16 protein-coding genes are annotated in these 20536 nt (G+C 63.5%); 5 read left to right on the top strand and 11 right to left on the bottom strand.

What is annotated here, in order from left to right; translation table 11 throughout:
* Positions 1 to 6 precede the first annotated feature (6 nt).
* The 7 genes from ABEG21_RS25350 to ABEG21_RS25320 all read right to left on the bottom strand — a co-directional run bounded on the left by ABEG21_RS25350 (position 7) and on the right by ABEG21_RS25320 (position 9159).
* Positions 7 to 1500: an MFS transporter gene (locus ABEG21_RS25350; RefSeq protein ID WP_347558362.1), complete on the bottom strand. Its 1494-nt coding sequence runs from the start codon at positions 1498 to 1500 to the stop codon at positions 7 to 9.
* A gap of 340 nt (positions 1501 to 1840) precedes the next feature.
* Positions 1841 to 2185, bottom strand: coding sequence for a DUF3325 domain-containing protein (locus tag ABEG21_RS25345; protein ID WP_347558361.1), 345 nt, complete (start codon positions 2183 to 2185; stop codon positions 1841 to 1843).
* Positions 2182 to 3897, bottom strand: coding sequence for a PepSY-associated TM helix domain-containing protein (locus ABEG21_RS25340; protein WP_347558360.1), 1716 nt, complete (start codon positions 3895 to 3897; stop codon positions 2182 to 2184). Before ABEG21_RS25340 ends, ABEG21_RS25345 begins: the two co-directional genes overlap by 4 nt.
* The gene (locus ABEG21_RS25335; protein ID WP_347558359.1) at positions 3894 to 4220 is read right to left on the bottom strand and encodes an iron transporter; all 327 of its coding nucleotides are present in this window, start codon (positions 4218 to 4220) and stop codon (positions 3894 to 3896) included. Before ABEG21_RS25335 ends, ABEG21_RS25340 begins: the two co-directional genes overlap by 4 nt.
* Positions 4221 to 4388: 168 nt before the next feature.
* On the bottom strand, positions 4389 to 5732 hold the full coding sequence (locus ABEG21_RS25330) for a sigma-54 dependent transcriptional regulator (protein ID WP_347558358.1): 1344 nt from the start codon (positions 5730 to 5732) through the stop codon (positions 4389 to 4391).
* Positions 5729 to 7960, bottom strand: a complete 2232-nt coding sequence (locus ABEG21_RS25325) for an ATP-binding protein (RefSeq protein ID WP_347558357.1) — start codon at positions 7958 to 7960, stop codon at positions 5729 to 5731. Before ABEG21_RS25325 ends, ABEG21_RS25330 begins: the two co-directional genes overlap by 4 nt.
* On the bottom strand, positions 7888 to 9159 hold the full coding sequence (locus ABEG21_RS25320) for a dicarboxylate/amino acid:cation symporter (protein ID WP_347558356.1): 1272 nt from the start codon (positions 9157 to 9159) through the stop codon (positions 7888 to 7890). Before ABEG21_RS25320 ends, ABEG21_RS25325 begins: the two co-directional genes overlap by 73 nt.
* 467 nt (positions 9160 to 9626) lie before the next feature.
* Between ABEG21_RS25320 and ABEG21_RS25315 the strand changes: the two genes are divergently transcribed.
* From ABEG21_RS25315 to ABEG21_RS25300, 4 genes are all read left to right on the top strand, one after another.
* Positions 9627 to 13622 (top strand): DNA translocase FtsK, encoded by a 3996-nt coding sequence (locus ABEG21_RS25315; RefSeq protein WP_347558355.1) that lies wholly within the window; start codon positions 9627 to 9629, stop codon positions 13620 to 13622.
* Between the two features lie 34 nt (positions 13623 to 13656).
* Positions 13657 to 14103 carry an Lrp/AsnC family transcriptional regulator gene (locus ABEG21_RS25310; RefSeq protein WP_347558354.1) on the top strand — a complete coding sequence of 149 codons (447 nt, stop codon included), beginning with the start codon at positions 13657 to 13659 and terminating at the stop codon, positions 14101 to 14103.
* Positions 14104 to 14167: 64 nt separating this feature from the next.
* The gene (locus ABEG21_RS25305) at positions 14168 to 14488 is read left to right on the top strand and encodes a helix-turn-helix transcriptional regulator (RefSeq protein WP_347558353.1); all 321 of its coding nucleotides are present in this window, start codon (positions 14168 to 14170) and stop codon (positions 14486 to 14488) included.
* Between the two features lie 78 nt (positions 14489 to 14566).
* Entirely contained in the window at positions 14567 to 14824 is a 258-nt protein-coding gene (locus ABEG21_RS25300) for a hypothetical protein (RefSeq protein WP_347558352.1), read from the top strand.
* A gap of 54 nt (positions 14825 to 14878) precedes the next feature.
* Here the strand turns inward: ABEG21_RS25300 and ABEG21_RS25295 are convergent, their stop codons facing one another.
* Genes ABEG21_RS25295 through ABEG21_RS25280 form a run of 4 tightly spaced genes read right to left on the bottom strand, consistent with a single transcriptional unit; the run spans position 14879 to position 19210 of the window.
* Entirely contained in the window at positions 14879 to 15790 is a 912-nt protein-coding gene (locus ABEG21_RS25295; protein WP_347558351.1) for a polysaccharide deacetylase, read from the bottom strand.
* 30 nt (positions 15791 to 15820) lie between these two features.
* Entirely contained in the window at positions 15821 to 16579 is a 759-nt protein-coding gene (locus tag ABEG21_RS25290) for an SDR family NAD(P)-dependent oxidoreductase (protein WP_347558350.1), read from the bottom strand.
* Positions 16580 to 16591: 12 nt separating this feature from the next.
* Positions 16592 to 17953 carry an MFS transporter gene (locus ABEG21_RS25285; RefSeq protein WP_347558349.1) on the bottom strand — a complete coding sequence of 454 codons (1362 nt, stop codon included), beginning with the start codon at positions 17951 to 17953 and terminating at the stop codon, positions 16592 to 16594.
* Positions 17954 to 17956: 3 nt separating this feature from the next.
* Entirely contained in the window at positions 17957 to 19210 is a 1254-nt protein-coding gene (locus ABEG21_RS25280) for a M20 aminoacylase family protein (protein ID WP_347558348.1), read from the bottom strand.
* A 122-nt stretch (positions 19211 to 19332) separates the two neighbouring features.
* On the opposite strand from ABEG21_RS25280, the gene ABEG21_RS25275 reads away from it, so the two are divergent.
* The gene (locus ABEG21_RS25275) at positions 19333 to 20298 is read left to right on the top strand and encodes a LysR family transcriptional regulator (protein ID WP_347558347.1); all 966 of its coding nucleotides are present in this window, start codon (positions 19333 to 19335) and stop codon (positions 20296 to 20298) included.
* Positions 20299 to 20536: the final 238 nt, after the last annotated feature.

Here is a 20536-nt window from a genome sequence, read left to right as displayed (position 1 = left end):
TTTACCCTAATGCGAGATTTTCTCGAGCGCGATGTCCCGCGTTTTGGGACCCATCAGTCCGATCACCAGCATGACGATCAGCATCGCGACCGCGATAAATACGAAAACGCCGACCACGCCGAAACCGTGCAGGATCGCCGAAATCGCGAACGCGGTGAAGATGGCGGAGAACCGGCTCCACGAATAGACGAAGCCGACTGCCTGCGCCCGAATCGCCGTCGGATATAGCTCGGTCTGATACGCGTGCAGGTTGAATGACATCATATTGCCGGCCAGCGTGATCAGCACGCCGGTCAGGATCAGCGGCATGCTGCTGGTCACCTGACTGAATAGCAGGCCGCAGACCATGGCGGCGCCCGCCATGAAGACGATCATGCTCTTGCGTTCGAAGCGATCGCCGAGCCACAGTCCGATCATCGGGCCGATTGGCGCCGCCACGGCGATGATGCTGGAATAACCGAGACTTTTGGTCACGGTGACGCCGTGCGAGATCAGCAGCGTCGGCAGCCAGTTTGCAAAACCGAAATAGCCGACGGTCTGGAACACGTGGCAGATCACCAGCATCGTCGTGCGCTTGCGATAAACGCCTTTCCAGATATCGCGGAACCGTTTGCGCTCGCCCACCGGCTCCGGCGGCAACGGCGGGGGCAGCGGCTTGCCGTACTCCGCTTCCACGCGTCGCTCCAAATCCGCGACGATGCGCTCCGCTTCTTCATGTCGCCCTTTCAGCGCGAGCCAACGCGGGCTTTCCGGCAAATGACGACGGATCCACCAGATGAAGAGCGCGCCATGGGCGCCGATCAGGACGACCCAGCGCCAGCCTTCCAGACCGAGAAAGCGAACATCGGACAGCAGATAGGTCAGGATGGCGGCGCAGGGCACCGCGGTGAATCCCACCGCTTGTTCACAGGCGAAGGCGCGGCCGCGAATCTGCTTCGGCACCAGTTCGGCGATATACGTGCCGATGGTCACAAGCTCCACGCCAATGCCGATGCCGGCGATAAAACGCCATAGGTTCAGGCCGAACGCGGTGTCCTGGAACGCCATGATGACGTTGGCCACCGTGTACCACAGCAGGGATCCAGTAAAGACCGCGCGCCGACCGAAACGATCAGCGAGGAAGCCGCAGGCGATCGTGCCGATGAAAAGCCCGGAAAACAGCGCGGCGATAAACCCCGCGACGCCGTTATTGCCGAACAGCCCTGGCGTGGTGGACGACAGCAGGCCGCTCTTGACGATGCCGGGGGCGATATAGCCGGTGAACAGCAGGTCGTACATCTCGAAAAAGAAGCCCAGACTGAGCAGAACGACGAACACCCAGATACTGCGCGTCGCGGGCAGGCGATCGAGGCGCGCCGATAGCAGGCTGGCGGCCAGCGCGGTCTGATGACCGTCATGGTCGGCACGCGGCGCGGACGACGTGGCGCGGGACGATGGGGCGCGCGTGGACGCGGCGCCGGGTGCGTGTTGCGCACCGGTAGGATGGTTGGGCGAACCCATGATGATTGGTGTCTCCGGGATGCGCGCGGGGCGGGGCCGGGGCTTATCCCTTCTGCCGTGTCGCCGTTTCGTCGGACGCATCCGCGATGCAATGAAGCACTGCGATTCCGACCCGATCTGACGCGATCGGGCACTCGATCTTGCCGTAGGTGGGCATCGGGTGGCCCGCCGAAGCGGGGCTCGGGCTAGTACGCGCGGCGGAACCCATCACGTTAGGTAAACCGTTCCTTCCGCACCGTACAATGGGCGATTCCGCCCCCGAACCGGTAAGGTTCGCGACGGGCGCCCCGTTGCACACCGATCCGGCGTGCAGCCGGCGAGTATAGCAGAGCGCAACCGCTCAATGCGCGGTGAACCAGACCAGGAGACCCACCAGTGGCAGGGCCCAGGCGAGGTGTCGGGCGACGCCTGGCAGATAGCGCACCAGCAGGACCAGCGCCTGCGCCGCGGCGGTCAAGATGCCCAACCAGGCAACGACGCCGATCGGACCGCCCCAATGCCAGATGCAGGCGGCTAAGGCGAGACAGAGCAGAATCGCCCCGGCTGCCTGAAGGCCCTTATTCGCGGGCGGACGGAGCGTGGTGCCGATCAGGGTTTCCTGATGGCGGCTCATGGCCATGCTCAATACGGCAAAGCCGCCCAGGGCAGGCGACAAGGCCAGGGCGAGTGCGACGGCATCGTTCATCGTGATTCATGTATGGAGGAAGCGGAGGCGTGACGATCGGCGTCGCGCGCCGATCGCTTATCTCCCGGAAGGGGCGCGACTGGCGCGCGTGCGGGACGCGGCGTGGCGGCCAGATAGCGCGCCATCGTCCCGAGCAGGATGGCCGCGGCCAGCAGCGCCAGATCGAAACCCGGCATCACCCAGCTACCGATGCTAAGCCGATCGACGATCGGCAACACGGCGAATGCCGCTGCACCGGCAACGGTCTGCTCGATCCAGCCACGTCGCCCGCTGCGCAGGGCGGCGTGTACCGCGGCAATCGCCCACACCACGAAGAAGGCTTGGACCTCCAGCGCGGCACGTTGCGGCTGTAGCGCGGGAATCAAACGGTTGGCGTAAAAATACGCTGCCATCGCGAGCGGCAACCCACCGATCGCCGCCAGATTCAGGCGTTCGACCAGCCACAGGCCGAAGTGGAAGCGGTCACCGTGGATTTTACGTTTCTGCCGCTGCTTGTTGGTCCAGATGATCAGCCCGCTCGCAACCATCAAGGTCCCTGCCAGGCCCGACAGGAAAAAGATCGCGCGGAGCAGGGGCGGTGCGAATCGCGCTTCGTGCAGGCCGTACATGACGCCCACCGTGCTTGCGGCGGCACCGTCCATGAGGCGTGTGGCGATGACCGTGCCGTGCGCATCGTAGGTCACGGACTCCGGCGCGACGGAGATCTTCGCATCGGTGCCGCGACTGAACTTGAGCTGCGCCGCGGCGTCACCCGGATTATCGACGGTGATCACTGCCGTCTCGTGATTGCCAAAGCGCGCTGTCGCATCGTGCAGCAACGGTAGCAAGGGCGGGAGCGGCAGCGGCTGCCCCGACGCTTTCCCGGGCAGTGCGAAGTCATAGGCCTCGCCGTAGAACGCCATCGCGCCGCCGTCGGGATAGCGCTCTTTCATGCCCCAGGGCATCAGCATCACCATCAGCGTCGCAAGGCCCGTATAGGTGATCATCAGATGGTAGGGCAGTGCGAGGACGGCACTGACATTGTGGGCATCGAGCCAGGAGCGCTGGCCTTTACGGGGCCTGAATGTGAAAAAGTCGACGAAGATGCGGCGATGCGTGACGATGCCGCTGATCAGTGCCACCAGCATGCTCATCGCGCAGGCGCTGATAATCCAGCGCGCGATCGGAATGGGCAGGTAACGCAGCTGGAAATGGAAGTTATAGAAAAAATCGCCGCCCTCGGTCGCGCGCGGCGTCAGACCGTTCGAACCGGGCAGAATCTGCGTTTGATAGCCATTGGCATCCTGCCAGGAGACGCTGGTGTTGGTCACGCCGCTGCCGGGCAGCGAGATCGTCCAGCGGCTGGCACCGGCGGCGTGCTGGGCAAGCCAGTCGGCGGCCTGCGTCGTGGCGCGCATTTGTCGGCGCACGCCCTCGGGAAAAGAGGGGACAGCCGGCGTGGCACGCGTCTCAGCGGACGGCTGCGTCGCGTGCCACGCGTCTGGCGATACCGAAATCAGCCGCTCCGGCTGCATCCAATCGGTCAGCGTCGTTCGGTAATACGAGACCGTGCCGAATGCGAAAACCATGAACAAAACCCAGCCCACCAGCAGGCCGGCCCAGGTATGCAGCCAAGCCATCGATTGCCGGAAACCGCGCGGTTTTTCGGCGCTGGCTTTCTCGGCGCCTGGTTGCGTGGCAGGCGTCGGCGTCCTCGTTGCTTTCACTGTCATCGCAGCGCACTCAACAGCGCGAACAGGGCCGCGGCCAATACGGCGACACTGATGCAGGCGCGCATCGCCGAGCGAGCGGCAAACACGCCGATCACGACACACACCATGACCGCAAAGCTCAACGCCATGCCAAGGCCGACGGCGTCGCCGCGGGCCGCACCGGGCCAGCGGGCGATGCACGTGGCCGCAAGCGCCGCGCAGCCATAACCGCCGCCCACCGCGGCGATCGTCCGAGCAAGGACCGCTACCCGATAACGCAGGGTCACGCCGCCCGGTCGCGAAGACGGGGCGGAACGTGGAGCGGGCGAAGGATTGACGGACACGGCGAGGGGGCTCCAGGTGCGCGGCGGCATCGCTCGCCGGCGCGCTTATTCGTGAAAATGAGAATTATTACTGTTTAAGTGGGCCCGATCAAGTAAAAGGCATCGGATTGGGACGGTCCCCGGCTTTGGGCACGCCGCCGCGCCACGGTACGGACCCGCGCGCACGAATCAGCCGGCGTCACTGCGGGCCTGGATGCTATAGCGTTTCAGCTTCTCGTATAGCGTGGCTTTCGGCAGTTGCAACGCGCCCGCGGTGGCGCTGACGGAGCCTTTGTGTTCGCGCAAGGTGTCGGCAATGACGGCGCTTTCGAACATTTCGGTGCGTTCCTTCAAGGACAGCGCGGCATCTTGCGCGCCGCCGGTGGCGGGCCCGTCGGGAATGCCGAGTACAAAGCGTTCCGCCGCATTGCGCAGTTCGCGGACATTGCCCGGCCAGTCGCGCTGAATCAAAGCGGCGCGGCGCTGTTCGGCCGACACGGGCACCGGACGTTGATATCGGACGGCGGCCTCGAGCACGAAAAAGTCGAACAAGGGCCCGATATCGTCGCGGCGCGCACTGAGCGGTGGCAGCGTGATCGTCACCACATTCAGACGATACAGCAGGTCGCTGCGAAACTTGCCGCTGGCGACAAGGCTCGCCATATCCCCTTTCGCCGCGGCGATGATGCGGCAGTCCACGCGCACCGGCTCGTTCGCTCCCAGCCGCTCGATCAGGCCGTCTTCGAGCACGCGCAGCAACTTGACCTGGGACGCGAGCGCCATGCTCTCGATTTCGTCGAGAAACAACGTACCTCCCGACGCATGTTCGAGCTTGCCGATCCGGCGCCGTACCGCGCCCTGGAAGGCCCCCGGCTCGTAACCGAACATTTCGTTCTCGAACAGCGCCTCGGGCAAGGCGCCGCAATTCAACGCGACGAAGGGCTTGTCTGCGCGCGGCGACAGGGCGTGCAAGCGGCGTGCGACGACCTCCTTTCCGGTGCCCGTGTCGCCGTGGACCAGCACCGGCACATCGGTATCGGCGACGTTGGCCACCAGCTCGCGCACCCTTGCCATCGCCACGCTTTGTCCCACCAGCCGTGCGCCGGCCGGGTCGCCGGCCATCAACTGTCGCCGCAGCGCCTGATTTTCCAGCCACAGGCGCCGGTGCGCGAGCGCGCGTCGGACCGTCTCCACCAGCCGTTCGGCGGAAAACGGTTTCTCGATAAAGTCGTAGGCGCCGTCACGCATCGCCTGGACGGCCATCGTGATGTCGCCATGGCCGGTGACCAGAATCACCGGCACATCGGGGGCGCGTTCGCGGCATAGGGCGAGCAAGTCCAGGCCGCTGAGGCCGGGCAATTTGACATCGCACACCACGATGCCGGGCAGTGCGGCGTCGATGTGCGCCAAGGCGCTTTCCGCATTGGCAAAACCGGTGACGTCGACGTCGGCCAGCTGCAGGCTCTGCATATTGGCGCGACGAACGAATTCGTCGTCTTCCACGAATAATACTGTCAGACCGTCTTGCATCATTTCTCTGGGTTCAGGGGAGCGCCGGTGACATCGACGACACGGCGCAACGTCAGCACGAAGCGTGCGCCGCTGTCGTGTGGCCGATTGGATGCATGCAGTGTGCCGCCATGCTCGGACGCGATGGCGGCGCAGATGGCCAGTCCCAGCCCCATGCCTTCGCCGTTCTCCTTTGTCGTATAGAACGGTTCGAACAAATGCGGCAGGTGTTCGTCGGGAATGCCGGGTCCATTATCCTGGATCACGATCCGCAGGTGTGCCGGCGTCATCGAGGCGACGATATCGATTCGCGGTTCGGGCCGACCTCGCAGCGCGTCCAGGGCATTGCCGATGACATTGATCAGCAACTGCTCCAGCCGCAACTGGTCACAGCGGGCGATCCAGTCCGGCGCGCCTTGCCGCGCTTCGCCGTGACGCGTATCCAGCGGCAACGGCAGCAGCCCGTCATGGATGACCGGCTCCCGCGTGCCACTGTCGTCGAGCCGACAGTCGGGATCGTACCAGACGCCGATTCGGACGGTTTGCAGGCGTGCCTCAAGGAGCATCAGCGCATTGGCGACGGCGCGTGGCAGAGGCGCCAGCGCATCGCGTGGTCGCGCTTTCGTGATGAATAATTTCAGCTGATTAGTGATACGCCCCATGCGTTCGGTCAGCGAGCCGATGGCGCTGAGGTTCTCCTGCGCGGCGTCGTACTGGCCGCGTTCGAGCAGAATCCGCGTATTGTCCGAGAACGTGCGCAAGGCCGCCAGAGGCTGATTCAGTTCGTGCGTGATGCCGGCCGCCATCTGACCCAGGGCGGCGAGCTTGCTCGTCTGCACCAGTTCCCGATGCGCGGCGCGCAGTTCCTGTTCGGCCCGGGTTCGCTCGGTGACTTCCGTCTGCAGGCGCGTGTTGGCCGAGGACAGGTCCGCAGTGCGGTCGGCAACGCGCTGGTTCAGTTCGGCATAGGCGGCGCGCAACAGCGTGCCGCTGCGGATCATGTCCCGCACGCGCGCACGGCGGGCGTTCAAATAAAAGCCGAGCAGATAAAGGCAGATGCCGCTGAATGCCGTGATCGCCGTGGCGGCGTTGGCGCTCGACACGACCGGTTCCAGCGACGTGAACGTCGTCAGTTGCCAATGCGGCTCGGCCAATTGGCTCGTATTGGCAAGATAGCGGGCGGTCGGCCCGATATGCACTAATTCCGTCGTCGGACTCAGAATCCGATCGACAATGACCGGCAGCGCCGGCAAGGGCTGCGCCGCGTACTGGCGCGACATCCGGATCGATTCGAGAATTGGGGTGCTCAGCGGTTGCAGCGTGTGGTATTTCCAATCGGGCTCCGACGACAGAAAGATCACGCCATGCTCATCGGTGGCGATCAACGGTTCCTGACTGTCCGTCTGTTCGAACCATTCGAGGTCCAGCTTCACCACCGCAACGCCGAGAATCGGATTCGGCGCCGTGTCCCGCTCCGACGCGCCGGAACGCGGCGACGTCCTGGACGCCTCGTTCACCGCCCGGGGGGCGCGGATCGGTTGGGAAACGTAGTAGCCCGGTTCGGCGTTACTGGTGCCGATGGCGAAGAAGCGTCCGGTGCGACCCGCCATGGCGTCGGTGAAATAGGGACGGAAGTTGTAATGCAGGCCGACGAAGCCGGTCGGCTGGTCCCAATTGCTGGCGGTGACGCAGACCCCGTTTGCATCGATGACATAGGTCGCGCTGGCATTCGCTTCGTGATTGACCCGCTTCAAAAAGGCATTCGCGCGTGCCACGGCTGCCTGCCGTGCCGGACTGCCGGGCGGGCTGTCGAGCAGCGTCTCGATATACGGGTGCGTGGAGACCAGATAGGGCAGCAAGGCATAGCGATCCAGCGTGGCTTTCAGGTTCGCATTGACCCGCTCTGCGCGGAACGTCGCGCGTTCACGCAGCGCGTCGATGCCGCGGTGCCAACTGATCGTCCAGGTCGCCGCGCAGGCCAAGGCCAGCATCAATAGCAGGGCCAGCAGCACGGCGCGACGGAAGGGATGGGGGGTGGCCGGGGGCCGGATGAAAGGCGCCGGCAGGCCGGCGCTTTCTGAGGAGGGGAACGGGCGCACGGCGATCGGCGTCAGAGGAGGGAATCCGCCGGATACCGGCGTCGCCCGCGCGCTCGCGCGCGCGGACTCGCCAGCAGGCGTCAGGCGCGTTGCGTCGCCGTCTCGTGCTTCAGTTCGCGATTCAACTTCTCGCGGTCCAGTTCCTTTTCCCATGACGACACGACGATCGTTGCCACACCGTTGCCGACAATATTCGTCAGCGCGCGGCATTCACTCATAAAGCGGTCGATACCCAGGATCAGGACCATGCCCGACAGCGGGATCGTCGGCACTACGGCCAGCGTGGCGGCCAAGGTCACGAAGCCTGCGCCGGTCACGCCGCTGGCGCCCTTCGACGTCAACATCGTTACGGCCAACAGCGTCAGTTGCTGCCCCCAGCTCAAATCGGTATTCGTCGCTTGGGCGATGAACAGCACGGCCATCGTCATGTAGATGTTGGTGCCGTCCAGGTTGAACGAATAGCCGGTAGGCACGACGAGACCGACCACCGAGCGCGAGCAGCCCAGGCGTTCGAGCTTCTGCATCAGTTGCGGCAAGGCGGCTTCCGACGAGCTCGTACCCAGCACGATCAGCATCTCTTCCTTGATATACGCAACGAAGCGTACCACGCTGAAGCCGGCGGCGCGTGCGATGGCGCCGAGGACGATCAGCACGAACAGGATCGACGTCAGGTAGAACGTGCCCATCAGCTTCAACATCGGGATCAGCGACGCCACGCCGTACTTTCCGATCGTGAAGGCCATCGCACCGAATGCACCAATCGGGGCGACCTTCGTGATGATGCGCACGATGCCGAAGAAGACCGCCGAGAACTTCTCGATCAGTTCCGTCACTGCATGGCCTTTCTCGCCGGCGGCGGCCAAAGCGCTACCGAACAGGATGGCGATCAACAGGATCTGCAGCACTTCACCCTGCGAAAACGCCGAGACCAGCGTATCCGGAATGATATGCAGGATGAAGTCCGTCGCGCTCTGACCATGCGCGGCCTTCGCGAACGACGCGACAGCGGCGCCGTCCAAGGTCTTCGGATCGACGTTGAAGCCGACGCCCGGGCGCAGGATATGCGTTGCCGCCAAGCCGAGCACCAGCGCGAATGTCGACACGACTTCGAAGTACAGCAGCGCCTTGCCGCCGACGCGGCCGACCTTCTTCATGTCGCGCATGCCGGCGATACCGGTCACCACGGTACAGAAGATCACCGGTCCGATGATCATCTTGATCAGTTTGATGAAGCCATCGCCGAGCGGCTTCATGTCGATCGCCAGTGCCGGATAGAAATGGCCGAGGAGGATGCCGATCACGATCGCGACCAGCACCTGAATGTAGAGAACTTTATAGAACGGTTGTTTCACGACAACTCCAATGAGGTCTATATGCGCTGAGCGGTATGGGCGTCGAAATCGTTCCTGCAATTGCCACGAAGCATCAAGCGCGGCCACCGGAGGGAAGTCTTCTTTAAGGCGTTTTCCCGAAAAAGCCCGGATTACCCGGTGGCGCGGCGCTATTTGAACAAACCTCGCGGTGTTTCACGAATCGGGCTAAACCCTTGTAGCATCTACGATTGCATGGCAAAAACAGTGAATTTGTACGGCTTTTCGGAATTCCATTCGTTGACCTGTCTGGAAAGCCGGAAAAGATGTCGGCGGGTGCGCAAAGGGGCGCCTGTCATAATATTCCGATCGTCCGGAAGTCAAACCCGGTTCAAACGGGTAAACTCCCTGTTCGTGTTGCTGTGCGTCCCCGTGCCGCCACGCAGCCATAGGTGCCTCGTTTATCGTTGCGCATCGTTGCCGCACCTCCCGCTACGTCTGTCTGCCGCATGCTCAAAGTCGTTCTCGGCCTTTTTGGCCTATCCGCCGTGTTTTTCCTGCCGTTCCTGTGGCACCTGGGTCGTTTCGTCCTGGGGGCGATGCGCGGCGACGCCCGCTATGGGGCGGGCACCATCTTGCGACTGGTGTTGACCCTGGTGCTGACCGTGCTTAGCGCCAGTGTTTTCGAGGGCTTGCTGCGAGGGCCCGCCGCGGGCTCGGTAGGGCAGGGCGGTGCGAGCGTACTGGCGGCGATGATCGGACGTCCCGGCGCGCTGGCCGGCAGTTTCGCGCTGTGGGTGGCGATGCTGCCCTGGTCGTTGGGCATCGGTTGGCGCCGCACGGTGGCGGGCGTGGTGCGCTTGATCGCGTCGCTGGGTGCCGGTGTGCCGGAGAGCGTGCGCGCCTGGGCCGACGACAGCGAGGACGACGCCGATCGTGACCGTGCGGCGTCGAACGCATCACGCGGCGGCGAGCGCGCCGCGCGTCGCCAGGCGTCGCGCAACCAGGCTGCCGGCGATGAGTCGGGGGCGAATGTCGGGTACGCGTCGGGGATGTTGTCGGACCTGTCGGATCGATCATGGCGCACGAGCCCCGGTCAGGCAGAGTCGCGTGGTGCCGGATGGGGCGGTACCGGCGCGAGTGGCATCGGTGCCGCTACCGGGGCGTCGGGCGCCGTGCCGGGCCTGTCGGTCGGATCCGCTTTATCCGGTGGGAAAGGCGCGGGCGGACTCGGCGTTGCCGCGACGCCGTCGCAAGCGGGGCGAATGAGCGCCTCGCCGGTCCCGCCTGGCGTCTACGACTGGCGCCGCGCCGCGCAACAGTCCGCGCGCGACAAGGAGGGCGTCGGTCGGCGTGGTGGCGCAGGCAAGCTGCAGCCTTGGACGCCGGGCGCCCATGCACGCGTTCAGGGGGACAAACGCGCCGGCCGAAACGGTATGCCGACGGCGTCCGTGGGCGCCGTTGGGCCAACCGTCGTGCATGCGGCCGCGACGCCTGCGCCGCAGCGTCAAGGTTTTGCCGCGCGCGGTGCGCAGTCGGGTGTCGCGCAGCCAACGCATGCGGCGGTGGCGACAGCGAAGTCGATGGTAGGCACGCCGACGACGTTGGCGAGCGTCGGTGCCGCGTCGCCGTATGCCGGCTTGTCCAGCGGCCGCCCGAGTGGCGGTCAGATCGATGCGACGCTGGGCGCGTCAGCCGCGGGCTCGGCCGCAATGACGATGCCGCCGGGATCCGTCTCCGGGGCCGCGACCGCATCGCGGCCCGGCTTGAGCGGCGGCGTGCCGCTACCGACCGAAGTGCGGCGCGAGCCGACCTGGCGGGCCCCGATCATGGTGCATCAGGATGGTGTCACCGCGTTCCGCAAGGGCACGATGACGGCAGCGACACTGTCAGCGTCAGGTGCGAGCACCAGCGAAGCGAGCGTATCAGGGCGAGTGGGTGGCGTGGCGGGTACGCCGTCGTCGACGCCTATCGACGCGACGAGCACGGCGCGTGTCGCGTCCGTGACTCAGGGCGCGAGCGTTGCGGGTGCGGGAAGCACTGCCTCGGGACGCGGCGCACCAACGTATCCCGATGAAAAGCGCGAACCGATGTTCGGCGGCTCGGCCGCGCGGGGTGCCGCGCCCGTGACATCCAGCGAGGATTCGGAAGCGCGCGTGCCGTATGTTTGGATCAGTCCGCCGGACGACGATGCGGCCGACACGCCTTCTACGATCGCACCGGCGCCGACGGCACCGGCACCGGCACCGACACCGACACCGACACCGACACCGACACCGACACCGACACCGACACCGACACCGACACCGACACCGACACCGACACCGCCGGCCGCGCGATCGGGTCGATCCGACGAAGACGAATCGACGGGCTGGGAAAATCCGCGCGAATCGGATGCGGTCACGCGGCCTTTGGCCAGCCCCGAACCGGTCGTGCAGGGAATGCAACAGGCAAGCGAGCGCGCCTCCCGGGCGGCGGACACGCAGCCGTCGCCGACGACGGACGTCCCGGCGAGCGTGGCGTCGAACCGTACGGAACGCGACGTGCAGGAAGAGGACGCGGCCGATGAAGTGAATCCGTCGCGCATTCTGTCCGATATCCCGCCATGGGAGGATTTGCCGGACGAAACCGTCGACGACGTACCGGCGCTGCCCACGGAGCATAGTGCTACCGTTGCACCGACGCCCGATTGGCGCGAACGGGTTGCCGCGGCGGCCCCTGGTATCGCACGGGTGGCCCGTCCCGACGCGGAAGCGAACGATGCCGACGACGCGGAAACCGACGCCGATGCAGCGGGCCACGCTACGCGGTCTGTCGCGGTCGCACGGCCGGGCTTGCCGGAAGCGGTCAATGCCGCGACCTACGATGCGCCGTCGGACGGCGGCCCCGTACGGGACGCGTCCACGCTCGGTGGGACGGTCGCGTTGAACTCGACGCCGCCGCAAAATGGACCGTCGACCTCGGAGACGGCACCGGCACCGCGCGCGGCGACGCTCGATGCGTTCTCGAGTCTATTGCCCGAGGCGCCCCTCGTCGAACTGCCGGGACTGGACTTACTGGAGGCGCCTGCCGCTGCCGTCGAGCAGGCGTCCGACGAAACCTTGCAGGAAACGGCGCAGCTGATCGAGCAACGTCTGCGCGAGTTCAAAGTACCGGTCACGGTGGTGGGCGCCTCGGCGGGACCGGTGATCACCCGTTTCGAAGTCGAGCCGGCCACGGGAGTCCGGGGCAGCCAGATCGTCAATCTGATGAAGGATTTGTCGCGCGGGCTCGGGATGACATCGATTCGCGTCGTCGAAACCATTCCCGGCAAGACCTGCATGGGCTTGGAGTTGCCGAACGCACAGCGGCAGATGATTCGTCTGTCCGAAATTTTGGCGGCGGACGTCTACAAGCGGCACGATTCGCCGTTGGCGATCGCGATGGGTAAGGACATTACCGGCGAGCCGGTGGTCGTCGATCTGGCGCGGGCACCGCATATGCTGGTGGCCGGTACGACCGGCTCCGGTAAGTCCGTGGCGGTCAACGCGATGATCCTGTCCTTGTTGTTCCGCGCGACGCCGGAAGAGCTGCGGATGATCATGATCGATCCGAAGATGCTCGAATTGTCGGTGTACGAGGGCATCCCGCATCTGCTGGCGCCGGTCGTGACCGATATGAAACTGGCGGCGAATGCCTTGAACTGGTGCGTCGGCGAAATGGAAAAGCGCTATCGGCTGATGTCGGCCGTGGGCGTGCGGAATCTGGCGGGGTATAACCAGAAGATTCGCGCCGGTATCGCGTCGGGCAACCGTGTGAAGAATCCTTTCTCGCTGACCCCGGATGCACCGGAGCCCTTGCCGCCGCTGCCGCTGATCGTCGTCATCATCGACGAGTTGGCGGATCTGATGATGGTCGCCGGCAAAAAGGTGGAGGAATTGATCGCGCGACTGGCGCAGAAGGCGCGGGCGTCGGGCATTCACCTGGTATTGGCGACGCAACGGCCTTCGGTCGATGTCATCACGGGCCTGATCAAGGCCAATATTCCGACGCGTGTCGCATTCCAGGTGTCATCGAAGATCGATTCGCGGACGATTCTCGATCAGATGGGTGCCGAGAGTCTGCTGGGGCAGGGCGATATGTTGTTCTTGCCGCCCGGCAGCGGCGACCCGCAGCGCGTGCACGGTGCCTTTGTCGCCGACGACGAAGTCCATCGCGTCGTCGAATATCTGAAACAGTTCGGCGAGGCTAATTACGAGGACAGCATCCTCGAAGGGCCGGGAACCGACGGCGCCGGCGAGGGCGAATCCGGCTCGGCGGACGCCGAAGCGGATCCCTTGTACGACGAGGCGGTTGCGTTTGTCGTGCGCTCGCGCAAGGCGTCGATCTCGGCGGTGCAGCGACAGCTTCGCATCGGGTATAACCGGGCGGCACGGCTGGTGGAGCAGATGGAGAGCGCCGGCATCGTCTCGTCGATGGGGCATAACGGTAGCCGCGACGTGCTGGTGCCGGAGGGGTCGGCGTGACGGCCTCGCGTCCGAGTGCGTGCGGGAGAAGGCGGTGAGTCTACGCTTCGATGAACTGGACGAGATCGATCGCGGCCTGCTGTCGCTGTTGCAGGCGAATGCCCGCGAATCTGCGGCGGATCTGGCGCGGACGCTCGGTATCGCGCGCACGACGGTATTGTCGCGCATCGCCCGGATGGAGCGTAACGGCATCATTGCGGGATACGGCGTGCGTTTGGGCAAAGACGTCGACGCCCATGCCTTGCATGCGCACGTCGGCATCGTGGTTCAGGCGAAATCGGGACGCGACGTCTTGAAGCGTCTAGAGCGCATGCCCGAGATCACGCTGCTATGCGCGGTCAGCGGCGAATTCGATTATGTCGCCTGGGTCCGCGCCGCTTCGCCCGAGCGGCTGGACGCGCTTTTGGACGCCATCGCCGAATTGGACGGCGTGGCGCGCACGACCACCTCGATCGTGTTGGCGCGGAAAATCGAACGCTGAGCGCGTTCGTGGAATTCGGACCAGTCTCCTTTCTTGCCCGATATGAGGCAAGCAGGAGAGGCAAATGAGTGGAAAAACGTGCGTCGTAGGTACGGAAAACGTGTTGATGGATCTTGGATTCGACGACGCGGCGGAGCTCTCAGCGAAGGCCGCGCTCGCTATCAAGTTTAATCAACTGATAGACAAGCGTGGTTTGAGTCAATCCGAGGCAGCCGATATCACAGGGCTGACGCAGCCCAAAGTGTCACAGATCCGGCGGTACAAATTATTAAATATCTCACTTGAGCGGTTAATGCGCGCACTCGTCTCGCTAGATCAGCGCGTTGAAATCATAGTACAGCCAGCACGTCGCGCGCAGGCGCCGGGCATTACCGTTGCCGCATAGGCAGGTCTTCCTTCGTGGTGCCGCGCGCTGTCCGTTTTGTGACTATGCTACGCTAGCGGAACGACGAAGGAGGGCGGAATGACCCCATTCGATGTAATCAGGATGTTCGAGCGCCGTTATGCCAATGACGAGGCGCCGGTCGTCGACGACGCCATTTCGGATCTAGCGAGCTGGCTCGCGGCCAATAGGGACAAACTGTCCCTGGAAGACGTCCAATGCCTATTGAACGTCGGCGCGACGCTTTTCGAGAAAGGCATGGAAGCGCGTCTGGAGCGCCCCGGCCCGGCATCCCGCGTGACGGCCGAACTCATCGAGCAACTGCGAACCAAGCGATAGCGTCGCGCGACCACCGTCTCAGCATCTGAGGCCGTCGCGCGTTTTATCGTGCTGTTACCCTTTCACGTAGGCCGCAATCTCGGCGTGCGTCGCGAACCAGACGTTCTTCGTCTTCATGTACGCGATCAATTCCGAGACGATCCAGAAACGCGAGCGCGGCGTGATGACGTGCGGATGCATCGTCAATTGGAACAAACCGCCGTCCTCGTAGGCGCCATCGAATTCGCGCTTGAAGATATCGAACACATCGGTCGGCGGCGTGTACGGGCGCAAGGAATTGAAACGATGCATGCTGAAATACACGGCATCGTCGCGGACCCATTCCACCGGCAGCTCGACAATGCCTGTCGGTTCGCCATGCAACATCAGCTCGTAGCAATCTTCATCGGCCATCAAGGACGAATCGTAGAGCAAGCCCAATTCTTTCTCGATCTGCAAGGTCGAGGGGCTGAAGTCCCATGACGGCGTCCTCAAGCCCACCGGCCTGACGCCGGTCACTTTTTCCAGGACGTCGACCGAGCGGAACAGCAGATCGCGCTCCGCCTCGTAAGGCAGCACCGAATTCAGCTCATGAATCCAGCCATGAATACCGATTTCGTGCCCTTCCGCCACCACGCGACGTTGTTCGTCTTCATGCAAGAGCGCCGTCACGGCCGGGACGTAAAACGTCGCCTTGATGTCGTGCTGATGCAGTAATTTCAGGATACGCGGTACGCCCACGCGGCTGCCGAATTCACCCCATGCGAGTCGGCCGATCGACTTTCCGCCATCTCGCAATTCATTGGTTTCGTGATCGCTGTCGAAAGACAGCGCGACCGCGCACTGCGCGCCGTTGGGCCAGACGGTGGGACGAAGCGATTTGCCCGCGCGGACTTGACCCACGAGTCGCCGCCACGTGGCTTCTTGCCACTGCCACGGTTGCAATGTCGACTCGTCGTCGCCGGTCTGCTTGGGTGCTGTATTCATTACGGTATTCCTTATAGTGTGCGGCACGGCTCAGCTTGCTTTTCCGCCATCGACGGAGAGCACCTGCCCGTTGACGAAACTCGACATATCCGACGCGAAGAACATCACCGCGTCGACGATATCGTCGACCTTCCCCAGGCGTTTCATCGAGATGGCGTCGAGCATCTGCGCCTGTTTGGCGGCGCCGTAGGCTGCCCATTGGCGCTCGGTTGCGGCATTGCTGATGATCAATCCGGGGGCGACCGAGTTCACGCGGATGCCGAATGCACCCAATTCATGCGCCAACTGGCGTGTCAATCCGAGCACGCCGTGCTTCGCCGCGCAATACGCCTGTATTCCGGTCAAGGAGGCGCGTAACGCGGCGGAAGAACTGATATTGACGATGGCCCCCTTGCCGGCCTGCTTCATTCCACCGACGGCGGCCCGGCTGACGGCAAAGGCCGCGCCCAGGTTCACATCGATGATGCGATTCCATTCTTCATCGCTGACCTGATCCAGCGGTTTGTTCGCCTGACCCGCAACGCCACCGGCGCAGTTGATCAGGATGCCGATCGGGCCGCCGCTGTGTTTTTCCACATCGCCGATCCAGCTGGCGGCAGCGGCGCGGTCGGTCAAATCGACGACGTGGCCCGTAAAGCCGGATTGCGTCGACTCGGTCAACGCTGCCGCATCGTAATCGCAGCCATAAACGCGGGCGCCGAGGGCGACGAATCGTGCGGCGATCGCACGGCCGATACCGATACCCGCGCCGGTAATGGCAACGGTTTGATTGTCAAAACGAATATGCATCGATACCCCTTTTTATCGCAGACGGCGATGTGCGGTTTCCTTCATCCTAAAAACAACCAGCGCCGTGACGATAGCCGAACCGATCAGATAGAGCGTCGGCGCAATCGGAGATCCGGTTTTCGCGATCAACCAGGTGGCGACGAAGGGCGCGAATCCGCCGAAGAGCGCGGTCGACAGGCTATAGCTGAACGACATCAACGCGGTGCGCGAGCGCGTGGGGAACATCTCGCAAATGGCAGCGGGACCCGCGCCCGAGAACATGGAAATCAGCAGATTCATGACGATTTGCGCGGCCAAAATCGTGATCCATGTTCCGTGATTGAGCAAGATGTGAAACAAGGGATAACCGAGAACGACGAAACCGAGACAACTGGCCAGCAATAAGGGCTTGCGGCCGATGCGATCCGACAGACGACCGAAGCACGGTACGGCGATGACGATGACCAGCAGCGCCACCGAGTTCGACAATAGGGCGCCGCTACCTGACAAGCCCGCATATTTCGCAAGGAAGGTGGGCATATAGGCCAGGATCACATAAAACGCGACCGTCCACAGGATCGTAAAGCCGAACGCGCGGCCCATCATGACGATCGGCCCTTCGTTCGTCGCGAGCGCTGCGTCCGTTTCCGGCGCCGCATGTGTCCGTTCGTAGGCCGGCGTCTCTTCCATATTGCGACGCATATAGAAGCCCACCGGCACCAGCAATGCGCCCAGCAGGAACGGGACGCGCCACGCCCACGCATCCATTTGCGCGGCGGTGAAACTGCTGTTCACGGCCAGCACGATCAGATTGCTGACGAGGATGGCGAGCGCCACCGACGACTGACCGAAACTGCCGAAGAAACCCCGACGGTCCGGCGGCGCCGATTCGACGATAAAGGCGGCGGATGTGCCCCATTCGCCGCCTGCCGCCAGGCCCTGGATCAGGCGCAATACCACGAGCAAAATCGGCGCGGTCAGGCCGATCGAGGCGTAGGTCGGTAATAGGCCGATCCCGACGGTGCCGATCGCCATGCCGACCACCGTCAGCAACATCGCGCTGCGGCGGCCGTGGGTGTCGGCAAAACGCCCGATAAGGGCGCCGCCCAGCGGGCGTGCCAGAAAACCTACGCCGAATGCGGCGAAGCTGGACAGCAAGGCCGCCATCTCGCTGCCGTAAAAGAATTTACGCGCCAGCGTTGCCGCCAGAAAAGCGTAGACCATGAAGTCGTAGAACTCGAACACATTGCCGATCAGCGCGGCGCGCAGCTGACGGCGTGCACGCGCCATGTCGAAGGGACCCGAGTAGGCCGCGGTGGAGGAATGCGTGCTCCCCGACCCCGCATTCGCAGGAATGGCCGACGTCGGTGGACTGATGCGGTCAACGGTACTCATCGTTCAATCCTTATTGGAGGGAGAGGGCAGTGCCGATGCAGTATTGAGAAAACGTTCTGCGAGGCGGGTCCAAAAGGCCGCGCCGATGGCGAGATTGGCGTCGTTGAAATCGTATGCGCTGTTGTGGAGCAGCGCGTTATCGGTGCCGTTGCCCAAGCGGATAAAGCAGCCGGGGCGATGCTGCAGATAGAAGGCGAAATCTTCGCTGCCGGTGATCTGCGGGAAGGGCGAGATCACGTTCTCTGCGCCGACCAGTTCTTCGGCAACGGCGCAGGCGAGCGCGGTTTCGTCGGGCGAGTTGACGACCACCGGATAGCCGCGTTGATAGTCGACTTCGACGCTGGCCCCATAGCTGGCAGCCTGTGCTTCGAGTAGTTCGCGAATACGCGTTTCCAGCAGCGTGCGAATTTTTTCGTCGAACGAGCGGACGCTCAATTCCATCGTCGCGGTATTCGGGATCACATTGGCCACGTGGCCGGCATGCAGTGTGCCAACGGTTACGACGGCCGTGTCGGTCGGCGGGACGTTGCGCGCGACGATCGTCTGCAGCGCCATGATCATGCTGCTGATGACGACGATCGGATCGATCGATTGATGCGGTCGCGCCGCATGGCCGCCGCGTCCATGCACCGTGACGCGCACCAGATCGCCTGCCGCCATCAACGCGCCCGGGCGGAAGCCGAAGGTGCCGCTGGCCACACCGGGATGATTGTGTATCCCAAATATCGCGTCGCAGGGGAAGCGATCGAAGAGGCCGTCGGCGATCATGCGTGCCGCGCCGCTATCGACCCCTACTTCTTCGGCCGGTTGAAAGACGAGGTGCACGGTGCCATCGAAGCGGCGCGTCTGCGCCAAGGCTTGCGCGGCACCCAGCACCATCGCCGTATGCCCGTCGTGTCCGCAGGCGTGCATTTTCCCGGCGTGACGACTTTGATACGGCAGCCCGGTGGTTTCGTGAATCGGCAGCGCATCCATGTCCGCGCGGATCATGATGCTGCGCGACCCGGTGCCGCACTTCAGCGTGGCAACCAGTCCGGTACCGCCGATGCCGCGGGTCAGTGCATAGCCCCATTCCTGCAGCAACGAAGCGACGTAATCCGATGTCTCGAATTCTTCATAGCCGAGTTCCGGATGGGCGTGGATATGCTGCCGGATCCCCGCTAATTGCCTGGCCGTATCGTCGGCGATATCGTCGAGCGCGAAGAATCGACCGTTCGGGGGACATGCACAGCGGGCTGAAACGGGGGTATCGCTCATGGTCGAATGCGTCGGGGAAGATTCGGGCAAGTATTTCTCGAAAAAAAACCGTAAAACAGACACAAGCTGACATTAAAATGTTGCCTTCAGGTCAACGGTTCGAGCCTTCAGAGAGCGAGACGATGAAGACGTATGGGGATCCGAGCAAGGCGCACGACGTGAAAGTGCATCCTGCCGCGGCGCTGGAGAACGAGGTCAGCGAGCGAGCCATGCGCTATCTGCACGCCGTGGCCTCGCAGGGCGGCGTGCGGAATGCCGCGGACTGGCTGGGCATCAATGCCTCGGTGGTGAGTCGGCAAATTGCGGCGTTGGAGCGTGAATTGCACGCGGCGGTGATCGAGCGTCAAGGGCGCAACGTCGTGTTGACGGAAATCGGCGACGTATTGGTCGAGTTCTATCGCGATCGCCAACGGCGTCAGCAGGACTTGGCCGTGCAATTGGAAGCGTTTCGTTCCTTGAAACGTGGGCGTCTGCGCATCGGTTTTGGCGAAGGCTTTTTGGAGGGGTTGCTGACGGTGGCGCTTCGAGACTTCAGCGCCACCTATCCTGATATCACGATCGAATTGCTGGCGGCATCGACACCGGACGTCATCAAGATGGTCCGGGACGACGTCGTCGATCTGGGCGTCTGCGTGCGCTCGGCCCATGATCCTGCGATCAACGGCCGGCTTTTTACCGTCGGCCCGCTGTGCGCGATTCTGCATCCCACGCATCGGCTGGCGCGACAGCCGCGCATCGCCGTCGACGCTCTGGCAAATGAACGCCTTATTTTCATGAGCGATCGATTTGGCGTGCAACGCTATCTACAGTCGATCCTCGACGAGCAGCGGCTGTCAGTCATTCCGGCGTATCGATGCGATATGTTTGCGACCGCGCAATCGCTGGTCGTCGCGGGATTGGGGATCGCTTTTATGTCGGCGCGTGCCGCGCAGGCCCGTATCGATAAGCACGAAGTCGTGGCGGTTCCGCTGGATCACGCCTACGCGCGTGATTTTTCGGGGGAGTTGGTGACCCGTGCCGGGCGGCGCCTGTCGCCTGCAGGGCAGCATCTGTGGAAGGTGCTGGCGAGTGTGCTGGAAGGGCGATAGCGCGCGAACGTTTCGATGGGCACACATCGTCGCCGATACCAGCGATCGGTCAGGCATGAAAGCGCGCCGACCAAGGGGCTCGTTCGACCAATTCGATGCCTGATGACGAAATGACGAAATAAGCTGTCTAAACGACGGATGAACGTCGTCTATTCGTCCGATTCAATCTTTTTTTCGTCAATCCCTCCCTTTAGAATGGATCGCATCCGCACATGACGTCGTGGCGATGCCGTGACGA

Origin of the sequence: Robbsia sp. KACC 23696 (assembly GCF_039852015.1) — a bacterium.
GTDB lineage: Bacteria > Pseudomonadota > Gammaproteobacteria > Burkholderiales > Burkholderiaceae > Robbsia.
Note: the sequence above shows the minus strand (reverse complement) of the source record. Positions and strands in the feature narration are given on the sequence as shown.